Here is a 17,073-nt window from a genome sequence, read left to right as displayed (position 1 = left end):
GGCGGTGGGTGGTGGTCCGCTCGTTCAACACGACGGGGCCGTGTGTGCTGAGCGATCACTACATGATCCCGGCCTCGGCGCGGCTACCCGAAGTCCCTGATCTCGTTGAGCACAGCAAGTATTTCGTCTTGCACGCTCCCCGCCAGACGGGCAAGACGACGGCGCTGCGTGCGCTGGCGGCCGAGCTGACCGCGGGTGGCCGCTACGCGGCGGTGGTGCTGTCGATGGAGGCTGGCCAGCCTTGGCCGGACGATATCGGCGCGGCCACTCGAGCGATCCTGACAGGCGCCGGTCGAACGGCACGAACCAACCTGCCGGCCGACCTGCGTCCACCGCCCTGGCCGAACAGCTGGGACGAAGGCCTGCTCTCGGACGCGTTCGCCGTCTGGGCGGAGACCTGTCCGCGCCCGCTGGTCCTCTTTCTCGATGAGATCGACTCTCTGGGCGGGCGCACCTTGCTCAGTGTGCTTCGTCAACTGCGCGACGGTTTCGCCGACCGCCCCGCCGGTTTTCCAGCGTCAGTGGCGCTCTGTGGGCTACGCGACGTCCGTGACTATAAAGTGGCTTCTGGTGGCGACCCCACCACTCTGACGTCTCCGAGTCCGTTCAACATCGCGGTGGCGTCGCTGCGGCTGAGTGACTTCACCCTCGACGAGGTTCGCGAGCTCTACGGCCAGCACACGACGGAGACCGGCCAACGGTTCACTCCTCAGGCCGTGGAATATGCCTATGCGCTGACGATGGGCCAGCCGTGGCTGGTCAACGCGCTCGCCTACGAGATCGTCAACCGCATGCGGGTCCCCGCGGCGAGGTCGATCACTAACGACGACGTCGACGAGGCGGCCGAGCGGATCATCGTGGCGCGGGCGACCCATGTGGACTCTCTGCTCGACAAGCTCCGAGACCCTCGCGTACGGCGGATCATCGAACCCATCCTCGCCGGCACGGAGGTCCGCTTCGACCCGTTCGCCGACGACCTCGCCTACACCGTGGACCTCGGGTTGGTCCGGCGGACCGCCTCGACGGTGGAGATCGCCAACCCCATCTACCGTAACGTGATCACCCGAGTTCTGGCTGACGGCCTCTTCGAAGGCGTCGTCGGAGCGCCTCGATCGCGATCGTTCGTGCTGCCCGACGGGCGCCTCGACCTGGACGGGCTGCTCGCGGCTTTCACCGGGTTCTGGCACAACAGCGAGGACCTTCTCCAGGCCGACGTGCCTTACCGGGAGGTGACCCCGCACGTCACCCTGCTCGGCTACCTTGACCGCGCGATCAATGGCGGCGGTTTCGTCGACCGGGAGTACGGCGTCGGCCGCGGCGCCCTCGACCTGCTCATCCGCTGGAACCACAGCGGACCCGAGGGCACACCCGCCGTCCAGCGCCAAGCCCTCGAGGTCAAGACCCACCGCCCCGGCGACCCCGACCCAACATTTGCCGGTATCAATCAGCTGGACGGCTACCTGCTACGCCTCGGCCTCCCCGACGGCCACCTCGTGATCTTCGACCAGCGCCCCGCCGAACGCAAACGTGTCGCCACCGAGGTTGGCTCCCAAACCACAACGAGTCCCAGCGGGCGAACCATCACCATCGTGCGCATCTGAAGGCCCTGCCAAAGCCCGAGGACCTGACCTCGCTGGCGGTCAGCCGGCGAAGCCGAGGTCGCGCAGCGCCCTGCGGTAGGCGACGCCGAGTGCGTCGAAGGCACGGTGTACCTCGGTCGCGGCGAATACCCGCGCGGGGCGCTGCGACTCGACGATCTTCTGGTCGGGTGCCCAGATCTGGTCCTCGACGGCCTGCAGGCCGACACCGTCGACCGGGCCGTCGCCGTGGACCGCCGGGTCGAACGCGCTCATCCAGTAGAGCCGCAGGGTGGTCGCCGAGGTCGGGGCGCTCACCGAGAACATCACCGAGCCGGGGCCGTTCGCGCCACCCAGCCAGACCGCGAACGGCAACTCGATCCGGTACTGGAAGCAGGTCTCGCCGACGGGCCGGAGGCCGTCCGGGCCCGGCTCGGCGACGGGGTTGCGTCAGCTCTGGTCGAAGACGTTTGCCCGACGTCGGACGGGCCAGGCGGCTACGTAACGTGACGGAGGCCGGTCACCGGACGGTGAGTACGACCTTGCCCGTTACCCGGCCGGTGTCGCCCAGCCTGTGTGCCTTGGCGGCCTGCTCCAAGGGGAAGGTGGCCTCGACGACCGGGCGCAGTGCGCCGCTCCTCACCAGATCGGCCACCGCGAGCATCCCCGTCTGGTCGGCCTCGACCAGCATCAGCCGGTGGCGAACGCCGAGTTGCGCCGCCTCCTCAGGCATAGGCCGCGTGTCGGAGAGCGCGAGGGAGACGAGGATTCCGCCCGGTACCAGCGTCCGGAGGGAGCGAGCCGTGTACTCGCCGCCGACGGCGTCAACGACCGCGTCGACCTTGCCGGCCGCTTCCTCGAAATCCACATCGCGGTAGTCGATCAGTTCGTCGGCGCCGAGCGTGCGGAGCAGGTCGTGCTTGGGCGCGCTGGCCGTGCCGATCACGTGAGCACCCAGCCACTTGGCGATCTGTACGGCGAAGTGGCCGACACCGCCGGCTGCGGCATGTATCAGCACGCGCTGGCCAGGCTGGACGCTGGCTACCTCCACCAGGGCCTGATGAGCCGTCAGGGCGGCCAGCGGAACCGCTGCGGCCTCGACGTGGTCGAGCTCAGTGGGCTTACGGACGAGAGCACGTGCGGGGGACGTGACGTACTCGGCGCAGGCACCGTGGCCATGCGGGTACGGCAGCATGCCGAAGAGCTCGTCGCCCACCTCGTGGATTGTCACGCCGACGCCGAGCGCCTCGACCACGCCGGACACGTCCCATCCCAGGACCAGCGGAAGCCGCCCGAGAAATCCGGGTGTCTGCCGATGCTTCCAGTCGGTCGGGTTCAAGCCCGCCGCATGGACCCGCACCAGAACCTCGGACGGCCCGGGGGCGGGACGGTCGATCTCGACCTCACGCAGGACGTCGGGGGCGCCCAGTTCGTCCTGGCTGATCGCACGCATCGTTGTAGGAGTCGTCATGCGCCCAGTCTGTTGCCGCAGCCGGCGGCTCAGAAAGTGGCCCGAAGGTCATGGTGTGCAAGGATCGGGCCATGCATCGTGTCGTCGTACTCGCAGTGGACGGCGTGATCCCCTTCGAGCTCAGCCTCGCCTCCCGGATCTTCGGCACCGCACGCTCTGCCGACGAACGACCGCTGTACGAGGTGATCACCTGCACACCGGACGGTGACCCGGTGGTTACCGCCGCCGACTACGCTGTCACGGTCGCCCATGACGCGACGGTGCTGGCCACCGCCGACACCGTCGTCATCCCCCCGTCCGAGGCGATGGTCAAGATCACCCACCCGGACGCGCTGCCGCCCACGCTGACGGAGGCGCTCGCACGGGTCCGTCCCGAGGCTCGGATGGTCTCGATCTGCCTGGCCTCCTACGTGTTAGCCGCCGCGGGCCTGCTGGAGGGTCTGCCCGCGACCACCCACTGGCGGCACGCCGAGGACTTCCAGCGGTCGTTCCCCGCCGTCAAAGTCAACCCCGACGTCCTTTTCGTCGACGCGGGACGAGTCCTGACCTCAGCGGGCGCGGCCGCAGGTGTGGATCTCTGCCTGCATCTGATCCGCCGCGACCACGGCAGCGGCATCGCCAACCAGGTGGCCCGTTGCTGTGTCGTTCCCCCGTGGCGGGACGGCGGCCAAGCCCAGTTCATTGAGCGTCCAGTCCCCGAGGTCACGGACACCGGCACCGCGCCCACCCGTCTGTGGGCCCTCGAACGACTGGACCACCCCGTCCAGCTGGCGGATCTGGCCGCTCACGCCGGGATGAGTCGCCGAACCTTCACCCGGCGGTTTCGGGCTGAGGTCGGCGAGAGCCCCGGGAAGTGGCTCACCCAACAACGGATCGACCTCGCCCGGCATTTGCTGGAGCACAGCGAGCTACCGATAGACCGCATCGCCGAGCGCTCAGGGTTCGGCACAGCTGCCTCGCTCCGCCAGCATCTCCGCGGCGCTGTCGCCGTCTCCCCCAACGCCTACCGCAAGACCTTCCGTTCCTAGTACGTCAGGCTGGCGGCGGCGGTCGCGCCGAGTTCCCGGCAGGCTTCGCGAGACGAAGGGACAATCCGGCGCCACACGTGTTAGTCAGCGACGATGGTCAGCCGGCGAAGCCGCGGTCGCGCAGGGCCTGGCGGTAGGCGACACCAAGACCATCGAAGGCGCGGTGGACCTCGGTGGCGGCGAACACTCGGGCCGGGCGTTGCGACTCGACGATTGCTTTGTCGGGTGCCCAGATGAGGTCTTCGACGGCCTGTAGGCCGACGCTGTCGACGGGTCCGTCGCCGTGGACGGCCGGGTCGAAGGCGCTCATCCAGTAGAGCCGCAGCGTGGTCGCTGACGTCGGGGCGCTCACCGAGAACAGCACTGAGCCGGGGCCGTTGGCGCCGCCGAGCCAGACGGCGAACGGCAGCTCGATCCGGTACTGGAAATACGTCTCTCCAACCGGGCGCCGGCCGTCCGGGCCCGGTCCGGCGACCGGGTTGACGCTGGGATAGCGGTAGTCGGCCTCGACGGTCCACTCGGTGCGGCGGACTCCGTACGGCTCGACCGCCAGCACGTCGCCATTGCCGAACGTGTCCGTATGCAGGACCGAAAAGTGCCCGATGTCCCAGAACAAACATCAACAAGGGTGCATGACCCATCAGTGTCTGGCCCCGCGGTTGCTCCCAGCTCACAGCAGGCCGCGTGGTGGCTTCGCCACTGGCGCCGTGAGCGGGTGTTAGCTCGTCGAGCCGCCTTGTCCGTTCGGCTCCGCGCTCTGCCTGGGGGTGCCGGGTGGCGCGGTCGGCTGGCAGGTGAACTGGCTCGGGTCGGCGCCGGCCTTCATGAGCAGTGTGTAGAGCTGCTGACGATCATGCCGGGAGAGCTGGGCGAGCGGGGAGCTCGCTGTCAGGGTCTGCACGATCCGCGTGCGGAACTCGACACCGCGGGGTGTCAGACTGATGACCTTCTGTCGCCGATCCGTCGGTGCTGGGCGCCGTTGGATGAGGCCCCGCTGTTCCAGCCGGTCGGTGAGGAACGTGACCGTGGAGGGATCACAGTTCAGCGCGGCCGCCAGGGCGCGCATCGAGGGCGCGGCCGCTTCGGGGTCAAGCCGCCACAGGGCGTTCGCGAGTGGTTCGGTGAGGTCGAGTTCCTTCAACAGGTCGCCGGCAAGCGCGCTGGTCGCGGCCGCGAGGGTGACGACCTGCCGGACGACCGCGTGGATCAGTGACTCGTCGCTGACTTCATCGGCGTCGCCCACCCCTCTAAGACTACATGGAGACTCCAATACTTGACGAATCAAAGCATCGAGGGCAGGGTAGATGCTTGAAGTCTCCAACTGTTCACTCTTGGCAGCAGGGAGCGCGGCATGCGCCTGGCAGTCTTCGGCGGCACCGGTCACACCGGCCGCCACCTGCTCGAACAGGCACTCCAGCAGGGCCACACCGTCACCGCGCTCGCCCGCGACCCCAACCGCCTCACCGTCCATGAGCGCCTCCACCCGCAGACCGGCGACGTGCGCGACACCGAGGCTGTGAAGCAGGTCGTCGCCGGCAGCGACGCCGTGCTCAGCGCGCTGGGCCAGCGCCGATGGCGCACCACAGTCTGCACGGATGGGATGCGCACCATCCTGCCGGCGATGAAGGCCCACGGCGTGCATCGGCTGATCGCGGTCAGCGGGTACGGAGTGGCCGACAGCCGCCACCGCAACCTCTACGTCACGCTCGCCCGCATCGCGATCAGATCCCTCATGCAGGACAAGGAGGGCATGGAAGCACGCATCAAAGCCAGCGAGACCGACTGGACCATCGTGCGACCGGCCATTCTCACGGACGGTCCGCACACCGGCCACTACCGCGCAGGCAGCGACCTGCGCCTCACGATCAGGTCCAAGATCTCATACGCCGACGTCGCGGACTTCATGCTCGCCCAGCTAGCCCGAGACGACCTGGTCGGCCAAGCCGTCGCCATCACCTCGTAATCGGTCCATCACGTCCATCCCACCCGTGAGAGGTTGGCTGACCAATCCCCGAGCGAAGCGAGGCGGGGCCCCGGGGCACGTCAGCCAACACTGATCCCGGTCTACGAGCAGGACGGCGTGACCATCATCGGCAGCTTCGCAATCGCTTCCGACCGGGTCGGGCGACACGGACGGGTGCTACAGCCCGCCATTCCAGCGACGTCCGACGATGGTCAGCGACGCTCTGGTGAGGGCTCCGTGACGGCGGAACGTCAGGCAGACTGCCACGGTGACCGGTTTGCTGCGTAATGCTGGGCTGGAGCCGTTCTGGGGGCACGCCGGCCGGGTGTCCGCGGTGGTGGTGTCAGCCGACGGCCGATTGATCATCAGCGGTGGCGGAGACGACTCCACGGTGCGGGTCTGGGACCGGGAGAGCGGGCGGGAGCGGGCCCGCCTTGGCGGTCCCGACGGCAGTGTGATCGCACTGGCGGTGACGCCGGACGGGCGTCGGGTCGTCAGCGGCGGCGGCGGGACGGTGAGGGTCTGGGACCTGGACACAGGTGCGCAGGTGGCGAGCTTCGTCTCCTGGCTGGAGGAGCCCACGGACGACTCGGAGGGCCTCTTCGACGAGGTGACGGCCCTGGCGATCTCGCCCGACGGCCGCCGCGTGATCAGTGCCGGCGGGTACGGGCCGGTCTCTGTCTGGGACCTGGCGAGCGGGCAGCGGCTCGCGAATCTCGCCCTCACGGGGGTGACGAGACTGGCGGTCACTCCCGACGGGAGGCAGGTGGCCACCATCCGGTGGGACGGCGGCGATCGCACCCGGTCGTTGCAGGTGCACGAGCTCGCTTCCGGCCGGGCGGTCACTCGCATCGACGCCGGCACCGACATCTTCCGGGCGGTCGTCGAGATGGCGATAACGCCGGACGGCGGACGGATCGTCGGCGGCTGCCTCGACGGGACGGTGGGGGTCTGGGATCTCGCCAGCGGTCAGGAGCGGGCTCGGTTACGCCCTGCTGGGAGCGGACCGATGCGGCGCTCGCGCGAGGGCGACGATCTCGACGGCGTGAATCTTGACGGGGTTACCGCGCTGGTGGTGACGCCGGACGGTGGGCACGCTGTCAGCGGCGACGTCGAAGGAACGATCCGGGTGTGGGATCTGGCGGGCGGCCGGGAGCTGGTCCGCGTGGCGGGCCACGCCTACGGGGTCGAGGCGATGGCGGTCACCCCGGACGGCCGTCAGTTCGTCAGTGGGGGCGCGGACGGGAACGTGCGGGTGTGGGACCTGGCGAGCGGCGCGGAGCGCGCCCGGCTGGCTGGTCACACCGATGCGGTGTCCGCGGTCGCGCTGACCCCGGACGGCGGGCTGGTCGTGACCGGAAGCGGCGACGGCATGCTCCGCGTCTGGGACCGGGAGACCGGCGGCGAGAAGGCATCCCTGCGTCCTGAAGAGGTGCCGGGTGCGGTGCCGGCCGCCAGCCCCAACAAGGTGTCAGCGGTGACCGTGACGCCGGACGGCCGGTGGATTGTCAGCGCAGATCGCGCAGGGACGGTACGGGTGTGGGATCTTGCCGGCAGGCGGGAGGTGCGGCGACTGACCGGCCATGACGGCGCGGTCTGGGCAGTGGCCGTCACCCCGGATGGCCGGAGGATCGTCAGCGGCGGCAGCGATGGCCTCCGGGTCTGGGACCGCGAGACCGGCCAGGAGCAGGCCCGCTACACCCGCCGGTGGTGGTTCTGGCGATTCCCGGGTTCCTCGAGGGAGGTCGCGGCGGTCGCGGTGATCCCGGACGGCCGGGGGATCGTCTGCGGTGATCTGGACGGCACCGTGTGGACGGCGGACCTGGCCGGCGGCCGGCAACGTCGGCTTGGCAGACACAAGGACTGGGCGTCGGCGGTCGCTGTCACTCCGGACGGTCGACAGGTGGTCAGCAGCGGGGGCGACGGGACGTTGCGGCTGTGGGACCTGGCACGCGGCCGCGAACAGGCCCGTCTCACCGGCCACGACGGCGACGTGCGGGCGGTCCTGGTGAGCCCGGACGGATCAGAGATCGTCAGTTGCGGGGGCGCCGGGGGCGGGATGGTCCGTGCGCTGGAACCCGGCGACGGAACGATCCGAGTCTGGGACAGAGCCAGCGGCCGGCAGTTGGCCTGCCTCACCGGCCATACCAGCGGGGTCGTCGGGATCGCGATCACCCCGGACGGCACCGAGATCGTCAGCGTCAGCCACGACCACACGATCCGGGTGTGGGACCGGCGCCGCGAAGCGCAGGTGCGTGGGCGTGTTTCCGAAGTGCCCGCCTGATCGCTGGTCTACGAGCCGCGCCGGTGGCTGTGGCGTGGTCGAGCTCAGCGTGGCAGCGGCCCGGCGTATACCGCTCGCGCTCGTTGCACGGATGGAAGGTGTTGTTCGGACCACTAGGTGAGGGCGGCGAAGGCGGGGGGCGAGGGCGGTCAGCCGGCGAAGCCGAGGTCGCGCAGCGCCTTGCGGTAGGCGACGCCGAGTGCGTCGAAGGCACGGCGTGCCTCGGTCGCGGCGAATACCCGCGCGGGGCGCTGCGACTCGACGATCGCCTTGTCCGGGGCCCAGATCCGGTCTTCGATCGCCTGCAGTCCGGCCCCGTCCACCGGGACGTCGCCGTACACGGCCGGGTCGAACGCGCTCATCCAGTACAGGCGCAACGTCGTCGCCGATGTCGGGGCGCTGACCGAGAACATGACGCTTCCCGGTCCGTTCGCGCCACCCAGCCAGACCGCGAACGGCAACTCGATCCGGTACTGGAACAACGTCTCTCCGACTGGCCGGCGCCCGTCCCGACCCGGCTCCGCGACCGGGTTCACGCTCGGGTACCGGTAGTCCGCCTCGACCGTCCACTCGGTGCGCCGCACCGCGTAGGGATCGACGCCGAGCACGTTACCGTTGCCGAACGTGTCCGTATGCAGGACCGAAAAGTGCCCGATGTCGCAGAAGTTCTCGACCTGGCGGGCCGCCTGGCCGGTCCAGTCCTGGACCGTGCCGACGTAGCTGGGCCAGCCGAGGTCCTCGACCTGCGGGAAGCGGGGCCGGGGCCTGGCCTGCTGGGTCTCGTCGACCAGGCAGGCCCAGACCAGCCCGGCCGCCTCCTCGACCCGGACCGGCCGCGCCGCGATGACGTCGGGGATGCTCTGGCCCGGTTGCTGCGGGATGTCGACGCAGCGGCCCGCGCCGTCGAACGCCCACGCGTGGTAGCTGCAGCGCAGCCGCCCGGCCGGGTCGACGGCGCCGCCGGACAGCGGCACGCCACGGTGCGGGCAGCGGTCGACCAGCGCCGCCACGTCGCCAGCCGGCCGGCGCCACAGCACCAGCGGGACCTCGCACAGCTCGGCGCGCGCCGGCGCGGCCCCGACATCCGCCGACCGAGCGACCGGATGCCAGTAGCGGGCGGCCGCGGCGAGAAAGGCCCCGTCCAGCACCGCCTCGGTGACCGGGCCAGACCGCTCGGGTCTGAGTTCCACTTCGTTGACCACACTGTTGACTTGCTCGCCGCGCGCTATGCGATCTTGGCCTGCACCACCAGGCGACAAGGCAGCGCCGAAACCTTCGAGGTAGTCGTGCAGCGCTGCCAGCGGAGTGGGATCGACGACGGTCACACCCTGGACCGTAGGTTTGCCGGATTGCGGCCGTATTGCGGTTCAGCAAACGCCGGCAAGCCTCGTGCAGGTCCGGGTGGGGGTGCGGCGCGAAACTGTCGGACCCGCGTTGCATCATCGCGGTATGACCCAGGGCTCGCCCGCGCTCTCCTCCGGCTCCCCGTCTTCAAGCTCGCTGTCCTCCGGCCAGCCGGCTGTCGACCCGCCGCCGTCCGACGAGTCCGCGGCCGGCCTGGCCACGGAGCAGCTGAGCCGGGCGGAGCTGGAGGAACGCCTGGCCGGGTATCGCGGCGAGCTCACCGGCTACTGCTACCGGATGCTCGGCTCGCCGTTCGAGGCCGAGGACGCCGTCCAGGACACGATGATCCGCGCGTGGCGCGCCCTGGACCGGTTCGAGGGCCGGTCGTCACTGCGCACCTGGCTCTACCGGATCGCCACCAACGTGTGCACCGACGCGCTGGCCGGGCGGGCGCGCCGGGCCAGGCCCGTCGACCTCACCGGACCGTCCGCGCCGTCGGACGCGGTGCCGGCGCCACTGCCAGAGGCGACCTGGGTGCTGCCGGCGCCGGACGCCGCCGTGCTGTCCGGCGCCGGCGCGGCGAGCGGCGCGGTCGATCCGGCGGACCAGGCCATCGCCCGCGAGTCGGTCCGGCTCGCCCTGGTCGTGGCCCTGCAGCGGCTCGCGCCGCGCCAGCGCGCGGTGTTGATCCTGCGGGAGGTGCTCGGCTGGCCGGCCGCAGAGACCGCGCAGCTGCTCGACACGACCGTCGCGTCCGTCAACAGCGCCCTGCAGCGGGCTCGGGCGACGCTCGCGGCCAGCGACGTCACCGCCAGTGACCCGCTGCGTCCGGCCGACGACCAGCAACGCGACCTGCTGGCCCGGTACGTGAGCGCGTTCGAGAGCTACGACATGACCGCCCTGACCGCGCTGCTGCGCGACGACGCGACCCTGACGATGCCGCCGCTGGAGATGTGGATGCGCGGCCCGCAGGACATCGTCGGCTTCATGCTCGGCCATGGCGCGGTCTGCCGGGACTCCCGGCTGGTCCCGAGCCTGGCCAACGGCAGCCCGGCCTTCGGCCAGTACCACCGGGCGGCGCCGGGGGAGGCCGAGCTACGGGCCGCCGTCACCGGCTCCGAGGTCCGCCCGCTGCCGGCCGAGGCTCTGGACGGCGGCTACGTACCGTGGTCACTGATCGTTCTCGACGTCTCGGACGGGAAGATCGCCGGCCTGCACCACTTCCTGGACACCGACCGGCTGTTCCCGCTGTTCGGCCTGCCTCCTTATCTGCCAGCCTGATCCGTGGTCCGGCCGTCCGCTCGCTGTTCCGGGCGGTCGACGCGGCGCCCAGCGGGAAGGCTCTGAACGAGCCAAACCCTGACTGATGGCGGTGAGCACGATGACGAAGACATGGAACGTAGCCGTGACGTTGACCGAGGAAGGTGGTCGGACCAGGGCCGAGGCGCATCTGCACGGCACCGGGACCAGCCAGCTGGGCCTCGGCTCGGCGGGCATGGGCGGCAGTGAGCTGCGTGCCAAGGGCCTGGCCCGGTGCCACCCGCACGACGCCGACGTCCCGGCGATCGGCGACGAGGTGGCGGTGTCCCGAGCCCTTTCGGACCTGGCCCATCAGCTGCTCGACGCCGCCGCGCGCACCATCGAGTCCCGCACCGGCGAACGGGCCTACGTCCTGCCGTAGGCGCCAGCGTGGTTCGTCGACGGGGAAGGGCGTCGCCATGGCGGCGGCCCTAGCCGGCCAGCCTGCCTTTGGCGGCGCCCTTGGCGGCGTACATGGCGCAGTCCGCGCGGTGCAGCAGCTCGTCGGCGACCTCGACCGGCTCGTCGGCGCCAACGACGGCCAGCCCGACGCTGACCCGCATGGGCCGGCGATGGCCGCGGATGGTGAACGGCGGCGCCATCGCGGTCAGGATGCGCTGTTCGGCGCGATGGGCGGCGACGGACGGCTCGTCGAGGTTGGCCTGGTCGGTCCCCGCCGTGTCGGTCGTCGCGATATCGACGGGGGCCGTGTCGGCGCGACGGGTGTCGTCGGCCTGGTCGGGCTCGGTGAGCAGGACGGCGAACTCGTCGCCGCCGAGGCGCGCGACGAGGTCGTCCGCGCGGACGGCGGCGCTCAGCCGGTCGGCGACGGCTTTCAGCAGGTCGTCGCCGGCGGCGTGGCCGAGGGTGTCGTTGACGCTCTTGAAGTCGTCGAGGTCGCAGAACATCAGCGCCAGGGGCCTGTGGTCGGTTCGGTGGTCGGTGACAGCGCCGTCGAGTGCGTGGGTGAAGTGGGCGCGGTTGGGCAGTCCGGTGAGCGGATCGTGGAAGGCCTGGTAGCGCAGCTGTTCATGCGCAGCCTGGACAGCGGCGAGTAGCCGGACGTTCTGCGCGACTGTGATCAGCTGCCGGACGGTCACCGCCATCGCCAGGGCGAACACCAGATACAGAACGGTGCTGCCGAGCGCGGTGCCGCTGGCCTGCAGCCCCACGATGAGCGTGATAGCCGCGGCGAGCGGCAGGTAGGGCAGGTAAAACGGCGTCTGCGCCAACGGCGGCCACTTCGTCTGGGACGGAGCCAGGTCGCGCTTACCGGTGCGCACGGCCCCGCGGCGGCGGTCGGGGACGACCAGCGCCAGCGCGACCAGCGGCGGCCCGGCGGCCAGGAAGGCCCAGTAGGGGCCGGAGGCATCCGTGAGGGGCGAGCGCTTGAGCGACAGCACCACCGCGGCCAGCTCGGGAACGATCTGCATCGTCAGCCCGAGGGTCAGCAGCGTCAGCGACCGGCCGTTGCGGGGCCGTCGGAAGGTTCCGACCAGGATCGCGACGACGACCTCGAGGGTGCCCCACAGTGAGAAGGTCATCGCGACGGCGAACGGCCAGCCGCGGACACCGCTGGAGACGATCGTGCTGAGCGTGGTGATCCAGATGATCAGCAGCATCGACGCGACGATCACGAGGCCGTCGAGCGCGACGATGATGTCGGAGTAGCGAGGTCGTTCGCCCAGTCGTGTGGGTGGTCCGCGTCCGGTGTCCGTGCCCTCCGCCTCGGCCGGGATCCACAACAGGCCCGCCAGCACGAGCAGTGATGGCGCGAGGTACAGGAGCTCTGCCGGACCCAGGGAGGTCTCGTGCAGAAATGGGCCATTGCGGACCCATTCCAGGGCGCCGACGAGCGCGACGACCAGGTCCGTCCCGACCAGTGCGCGCCATCGACGGTCGGTGCCGCTGGTGCGCGCCACGCCCACCACGCCGACGGCGAGGGCGCCCAGTGCGGCGGCGACCTGGGCGGCTCCCTGGACAACCAGCAGGCGCTGCCCGGTGAGCAAGGCGGATGGGAGAAAGGCGGCGGCCACCAGTAGGGCGGCAGCGCAAGCCAACACTCGGAAAGTTCTCTCCGTGACTGGCTGACAGCAATGAGTATCCGCTTGGTGGCGCACCTCTGCGTGACCGGATCCCATGGGACTCGCCCCCTCGTCCACGAGTATCGCCACGGGCGCCGAACGTCACACCCGGCCGAACCGGCCGCGGGTATCGCGCGCCCGTCCACGCCGCCTGGACGGTGTGGACGGCGCTCAGGAGCGCGGCGACAGCTGGGCGCGGACCGGCAGACCGATCTTGTCGGGGACGACGCGGTCGATGCCGTCGAGGAGGCGTTCTGGCGGCTCGGGCCACCAACGGCCGGTCGGCAGGCTCTGCAGCGTCCGGCGCAGCTCGCGGCCGTCGGCCCGGATCGGGACGACCCGCGCCGGTGCGGCCGAGGCGAGGACGCCGAGATACCAGTGCCGCCGGGTCGCGGGCCAGCCGTCCGGGTCGAGCAGCACCAGACTGTCCGGCAGGTCGACCTCGCCTCGGCGGAACCGGGCCGTGGCTGCGGTCACGGCCACCTCCAGATCGCCGACGGGCCCCGACTCGTCGTACCGGGCCGTCCACGCCGCCGCGACCTCGGCGAGCGGATCGGCGTCGTGCACCGCGTACGGCGTCGCGGCGGCGCGGCAGTCGCGCCACGCCTCGACAGCCCGCGCCCCCGGCCCCAGCGCGTCGTCCGCGAGCACGAGTGTCACGTTCGCCGCGCCGGTGAGTGACTTCAGTACCGACCGCGTCACCTGGTCCGGTGATCCGGCCGGATCTGGCCCGACCACACACACCACGGTTGAGGAAACCCGATGCACACCGGCGACGCTACGCCACGGCTGACGCCTTTCGGCGGCGGCGATCGGCGCCGAAACGCAGCTGAATGATCGCTGGGAGGCGGGTACGGTACCCGCTGTGCTGGACGGAGATGGGTATTTTCCCGCCGAGGTCGCGGAGCGGTATGACGCCGACTCTGCGGACCGGTTCGCGCCGGAGGCGGTGGGCCCGGCCGTCGACCTGCTGGCCGAGTTCGCCGGGGGCGGGCGGGCGCTGGAGTTCGGGATCGGGACCGGACGGCTCGCGTTGCCGTTGGCGCGGCGCGGTGTTCCGGTGCACGGCATCGACCTGTCGAGGGCGATGGTCGCCCGGCTGCGCGCGAAACCCGGAGGCTCGGCGCTCGACGTCACGATCGGGGATTTCGCGACGACGGTCGTCGGCGGCGGGTTCGCGGTGGCCTATCTGGTGTTCAACACGATCAACAACCTGACGACGCAGGAAGGCCAGGTGGCGTGCTTCCGCAACGCCGCCCGTCAGCTCGCGCCCGGCGGCTACTTCGTCGTCGAGGTCGGGGTTCCGGAGCTGCGGAAGCTGCCACCTGGGCAGACCGTCGTCCCGTTCCAGGTGGGCGCGGGGGAATGGGCGTACGACGTGTATGACACGTCGACCCAGTTCCTGAGCTCGAACTACGTCGAGGTCGCCGCTGGGCGTGGCCGGTTCCGCACGATTCCCTTCCGTTACGTCTGGCCGGCGGAGCTCGACCTGATGGCCCAGCTCGCCGGCCTGCGCCCGTACGCGCGCTGGGAGGACTGGGCCAGGCGTCCGTTCACCCACGAGAGCCCCGGCCACGTCTCTGTCTGGCGTCGGCCGCTGACCGGCTAGGAACGGCTCAGGCGGCGCCGGCGGCGGAGCTCGCGAGCTGGCGGCGGGCCCGGGCGTCCAGCCAGTCGCCGGCGCGGATGGGGGCGAAACGGGCCGGGTTCTCGGCGGTGACGCAGCTGGGCACCGGCTCGACGAGGGTGGCGGGGTAGGCGTCGACGAAGTAGGCGACGCTGCGCCGCACGACTGGTCCAGTCGCCTGGGACGGCGGGGGCAGCACCCGGTGCAGCGTCGAGGTCCAGCAGTCGTTGGTCCACATCGCGAGCAGATCGCCGATGTTCGCGACCAGCTGGCCGGGCTCCGGGGTGACGGAACGCCATTCGTCGCCCTGGCGGATCTGGAGGCCGGGGACGCCGTCGGTCCACAGCAGGGTGAGCACGCCGAAGTCGGTGTGCGCCCCGCGGCGCAGCTGGCCGGGCAGCGGGTCGGGGGCTCCGGCGGGCCGGGCGTAGAGGTTGGCGCGGGTCGAGACGGGCGCGTCGGCGAGCAGGTCGACCAGCCAGCTTTCGCCCATCCCGAGGGCGAGGCCCATCGCGCCGAGCACCGCTTCGGCGACTCGGCCCATCGCCGCCTCATAGTCGCGGTAGGCCGCCTCCCAGCCAGAGGGCCGGGCCGGCCACACGTTCGTCGGGTACCAGGCGCGATACCGGTCGAACCGCGGTCCGGCGGCGTCCGAGCGGCTGAAGCTCATCGCCTCGAAAAGGTCGGGCGGGGTGGGGTTGTCGGAGGTATAGGCGGACGCCTCCTCGCCGAACGCCGTGTAGCCGATGTTGTTGCCGTCGGGCTCCTTGGGCAGCACCATCGCGAGCTTCTCCGCCGGAGGCAGCGCGAAGAACGCGTCGCAGCCGGCGACCCAGCCATCCATCACCTGGTCCGGGAGGCCGTGGCCTTCCAGGAGCAGGAAGCCGGTGTCCCGACAGGACCGGTCGACGGCGGTGGCGATGGCGCGCCGGGCGGCCGGGTCGCCGGACCACCAGCCGCTCAGGTCGACCGGTGTGTCGTGGATCGAGGACCTGCGCTCAGGCATCGAGGGCCGCCGAGACCGTGTGGTAGCCGAGTTCCTTGCGGGAGATGTGCTCGCCGGCGATGACGGGGCTGTAGTCGGGCCGGCCGGCGACGACGGGGAGCGCGGGCGCGACCAGCGCGTCGGGGTTGGGCTGCTGGAAGTAGGCGACGGAGGAACGGCCCGTCGCGGCGCCGTCGGCGGAGTTGACGACCCGGTGCGGGGTGGCCGGCAGCAGTCCGCCGGTCCAGCGTTCCAGCATGTCGCCGATGTTGATCACCAGGGAGCCGGGGACGAACGGCACCTGCCACCAGCGGCCCTCGGCGAAGACCTCCAGGCCGCCGGGCTCGCTCGGGCGGTACAGCAGGGTGAGTGCGCCGTGGTCGGTGTGCGGCCGGTTGCGCAGCATGGGGCTGCCGGCCACGCTGCCGGCCCGGGGCGGGTAGTGGTTGGCGGCGAGGTTGTTGAAGTGCCGGTCGAACTTGTCGGCGAACCAGTCCTTCGGCAGGCCGACGCCGAGCGCGACCAGTTCGAGCAGCCGGTCGCCGAGCGCGGTCATCGCCCGGTAGTAGTCCTCCCAGACGCCGCGCAGCGACGCGGGCCGGCTTGGCCACAGGTTCGGCCAGCGCCACAGCTTTGCCTGGGCGCTGCCGTCGGGATAGTCGCCGACCGGCTCCAGCTGGTTGATCAGGAGCGATTCCATCATGTTCGGGGCGCGGACCGGCCCGGAGTCGTCGGGCACCGGCTCGTAGCCGCGGATCACCTCGGGCGCCGGGAAGCCGACCTCCAGCTTCTCCGCGAGCGGCAGCGCGAAGAACGCGGCCGACTCGGCGCAGAACTGGTCGAAAAGGCCGAGGTCCACGCCGTGGCCGGTGATGACGGCGAAGCCGGTGTGCCGGAACGAGGCGACGAGCCGCTCGGCGACGGCGGCCTCGGCGGCCGCGTTCACCCCGGCGCTGCCCACGCCGGCGCTGCCGGTGCCGATCGCGGCCGCGACGTCGAGGACCGTCACGGTCGCGACGCCGGCGCTGGCGTCACCGTCCGTCGAACGGTCCTCGATGAAGATCGCCGACGGAGCCGGGAGGCCGCTGTCGTCCATTGCTCGCTCCTTCGCGGTTGGTCGTGCGCGGTTGGTCGTGCGCGGTGACGCCGTGAGGCAGTGGTGCCGGTGATCGCCGTTTTGGCCCTCGGGTGGTTGTGGAACCCCCCGGATCACGGCCACGCCAGGGCCAAGACGGCGATCAAGAGGCTGGCGCGGGCGCCGGGCGGGGCGCCCCCCCCCCCCCCCCCGCGGGGCGGGGGGGGGGGGCGGCCCGGGGGGGGGGGGGGGGCCCCCCCACCGCGGGCTGGCTCGGCCTCGTCGAACGGCAGCGGCCGGCTCGTCCGCAGCTCCTCCAGGTTCGCCGCGCCGAGG

At 71.1% G+C, this 17,073-nt stretch carries 17 protein-coding genes; 7 read left to right on the top strand and 10 right to left on the bottom strand.

What is annotated here, in order from left to right; genetic code table 11:
- Positions 1–11 precede the first annotated feature (11 nt).
- Positions 12–1,601, top strand: a complete 1,590-nt coding sequence (locus I6A60_RS29545; protein WP_203022391.1) for an AAA family ATPase — start codon at positions 12–14, stop codon at positions 1,599–1,601.
- A gap of 39 nt (positions 1,602–1,640) precedes the next feature.
- On the opposite strand, the gene I6A60_RS29540 is transcribed toward I6A60_RS29545, so the two are convergent.
- Positions 1,641–1,958 (bottom strand): (2Fe-2S)-binding protein, encoded by a 318-nt coding sequence (locus I6A60_RS29540; RefSeq protein ID WP_374113450.1) that lies wholly within the window; start codon positions 1,956–1,958, stop codon positions 1,641–1,643.
- 139 nt (positions 1,959–2,097) lie between these two features.
- Complete coding sequence (locus tag I6A60_RS29535; protein ID WP_203022405.1) at positions 2,098–3,030, bottom strand: NADP-dependent oxidoreductase; 933 nt, start codon at positions 3,028–3,030, stop codon at positions 2,098–2,100.
- 89 nt (positions 3,031–3,119) lie between these two features.
- On the opposite strand from I6A60_RS29535, the gene I6A60_RS29530 reads away from it, so the two are divergent.
- Positions 3,120–4,076: a GlxA family transcriptional regulator gene (locus tag I6A60_RS29530; RefSeq protein WP_203022392.1), complete on the top strand. Its 957-nt coding sequence runs from the start codon at positions 3,120–3,122 to the stop codon at positions 4,074–4,076.
- Positions 4,077–4,173: 97 nt separating this feature from the next.
- On the opposite strand, the gene I6A60_RS29525 is transcribed toward I6A60_RS29530, so the two are convergent.
- Both I6A60_RS29525 and I6A60_RS29520 read right to left on the bottom strand, forming a co-directional pair.
- Positions 4,174–4,692 (bottom strand): (2Fe-2S)-binding protein, encoded by a 519-nt coding sequence (locus I6A60_RS29525; protein WP_238436506.1) that lies wholly within the window; start codon positions 4,690–4,692, stop codon positions 4,174–4,176.
- A 102-nt stretch (positions 4,693–4,794) separates the two neighbouring features.
- Positions 4,795–5,319 carry a MarR family transcriptional regulator gene (locus tag I6A60_RS29520; protein WP_203022393.1) on the bottom strand — a complete coding sequence of 175 codons (525 nt, stop codon included), beginning with the start codon at positions 5,317–5,319 and terminating at the stop codon, positions 4,795–4,797.
- Positions 5,320–5,427: 108 nt separating this feature from the next.
- On the opposite strand from I6A60_RS29520, the gene I6A60_RS29515 reads away from it, so the two are divergent.
- Both I6A60_RS29515 and I6A60_RS29510 read left to right on the top strand, forming a co-directional pair.
- A complete protein-coding gene (locus I6A60_RS29515) occupies positions 5,428–6,039 on the top strand; it encodes an NAD(P)-dependent oxidoreductase (protein ID WP_203022394.1) in 612 nt (203 codons plus the stop codon).
- 268 nt (positions 6,040–6,307) lie between these two features.
- Positions 6,308–8,323 carry a WD40 repeat domain-containing protein gene (locus I6A60_RS29510; protein ID WP_203022395.1) on the top strand — a complete coding sequence of 672 codons (2,016 nt, stop codon included), beginning with the start codon at positions 6,308–6,310 and terminating at the stop codon, positions 8,321–8,323.
- Positions 8,324–8,472: 149 nt separating this feature from the next.
- Here I6A60_RS29510 and I6A60_RS29505 read toward each other — a convergent pair whose 3' ends face one another.
- Positions 8,473–9,513 carry an aromatic ring-hydroxylating dioxygenase subunit alpha gene (locus I6A60_RS29505; protein WP_203022396.1) on the bottom strand — a complete coding sequence of 347 codons (1,041 nt, stop codon included), beginning with the start codon at positions 9,511–9,513 and terminating at the stop codon, positions 8,473–8,475.
- A gap of 259 nt (positions 9,514–9,772) precedes the next feature.
- Between I6A60_RS29505 and I6A60_RS29500 the strand changes: the two genes are divergently transcribed.
- A complete protein-coding gene (locus I6A60_RS29500) occupies positions 9,773–10,948 on the top strand; it encodes a sigma-70 family RNA polymerase sigma factor (RefSeq protein WP_307873931.1) in 1,176 nt (391 codons plus the stop codon).
- Between the two features lie 100 nt (positions 10,949–11,048).
- Complete coding sequence (locus tag I6A60_RS29495) at positions 11,049–11,348, top strand: DUF1876 domain-containing protein (RefSeq protein ID WP_203022398.1); 300 nt, start codon at positions 11,049–11,051, stop codon at positions 11,346–11,348.
- 49 nt (positions 11,349–11,397) lie between these two features.
- Here the strand turns inward: I6A60_RS29495 and I6A60_RS43160 are convergent, their stop codons facing one another.
- Both I6A60_RS43160 and I6A60_RS29485 read right to left on the bottom strand, forming a co-directional pair.
- Positions 11,398–13,029, bottom strand: a complete 1,632-nt coding sequence (locus I6A60_RS43160; RefSeq protein WP_203022399.1) for a GGDEF domain-containing protein — start codon at positions 13,027–13,029, stop codon at positions 11,398–11,400.
- A 192-nt stretch (positions 13,030–13,221) separates the two neighbouring features.
- Positions 13,222–13,752, bottom strand: a complete 531-nt coding sequence (locus tag I6A60_RS29485; RefSeq protein ID WP_307873930.1) for a hypothetical protein — start codon at positions 13,750–13,752, stop codon at positions 13,222–13,224.
- Positions 13,753–13,915: 163 nt separating this feature from the next.
- Between I6A60_RS29485 and I6A60_RS29480 the strand changes: the two genes are divergently transcribed.
- On the top strand, positions 13,916–14,659 hold the full coding sequence (locus I6A60_RS29480) for a class I SAM-dependent methyltransferase (protein WP_203022400.1): 744 nt from the start codon (positions 13,916–13,918) through the stop codon (positions 14,657–14,659).
- Positions 14,660–14,666: 7 nt separating this feature from the next.
- Here I6A60_RS29480 and I6A60_RS29475 read toward each other — a convergent pair whose 3' ends face one another.
- From I6A60_RS29475 to I6A60_RS42160, 3 genes are all read right to left on the bottom strand, one after another.
- Positions 14,667–15,683, bottom strand: a complete 1,017-nt coding sequence (locus tag I6A60_RS29475; RefSeq protein WP_203022401.1) for an isopenicillin N synthase family oxygenase — start codon at positions 15,681–15,683, stop codon at positions 14,667–14,669.
- Entirely contained in the window at positions 15,676–16,758 is a 1,083-nt protein-coding gene (locus tag I6A60_RS29470; RefSeq protein WP_203022402.1) for an isopenicillin N synthase family oxygenase, read from the bottom strand. The genes I6A60_RS29475 and I6A60_RS29470 overlap by 8 nt, the downstream gene beginning before the upstream one ends.
- 113 nt (positions 16,759–16,871) lie before the next feature.
- Positions 16,872–17,073, bottom strand: a 202-nt coding sequence (locus I6A60_RS42160) for a hypothetical protein (protein WP_238436505.1), incomplete at its 5' end; no start/stop codon positions are given.

Source organism: Frankia sp. AgB1.9, from assembly GCF_016786355.1.
GTDB lineage: Bacteria > Actinomycetota > Actinomycetes > Frankiales > Frankiaceae > Pseudofrankia.
Note: the sequence above shows the minus strand (reverse complement) of the source record. Positions and strands in the feature narration are given on the sequence as shown.

Excerpts from the sequence above, each read along its gene's own strand:
- I6A60_RS29470 (WP_203022402.1), bottom strand. The coding sequence starts at position 16,758 with ATGGACGACAGCGGCCTCCCGGCTCCGTCGGCGATCTTCATCGAGGAC.
- I6A60_RS29500 (WP_307873931.1), top strand. The coding sequence starts at position 9,773 with ATGACCCAGGGCTCGCCCGCGCTCTCCTCCGGCTCCCCGTCTTCAAGC.
- I6A60_RS29495 (WP_203022398.1), top strand. The coding sequence starts at position 11,049 with ATGACGAAGACATGGAACGTAGCCGTGACGTTGACCGAGGAAGGTGGT.
- I6A60_RS29515 (WP_203022394.1), top strand. The coding sequence starts at position 5,428 with ATGCGCCTGGCAGTCTTCGGCGGCACCGGTCACACCGGCCGCCACCTG.
- I6A60_RS29535 (WP_203022405.1), bottom strand. The coding sequence starts at position 3,030 with ATGCGTGCGATCAGCCAGGACGAACTGGGCGCCCCCGACGTCCTGCGT.
- I6A60_RS29530 (WP_203022392.1), top strand. The coding sequence starts at position 3,120 with ATGCATCGTGTCGTCGTACTCGCAGTGGACGGCGTGATCCCCTTCGAG.
- I6A60_RS29475 (WP_203022401.1), bottom strand. The coding sequence starts at position 15,683 with ATGCCTGAGCGCAGGTCCTCGATCCACGACACACCGGTCGACCTGAGC.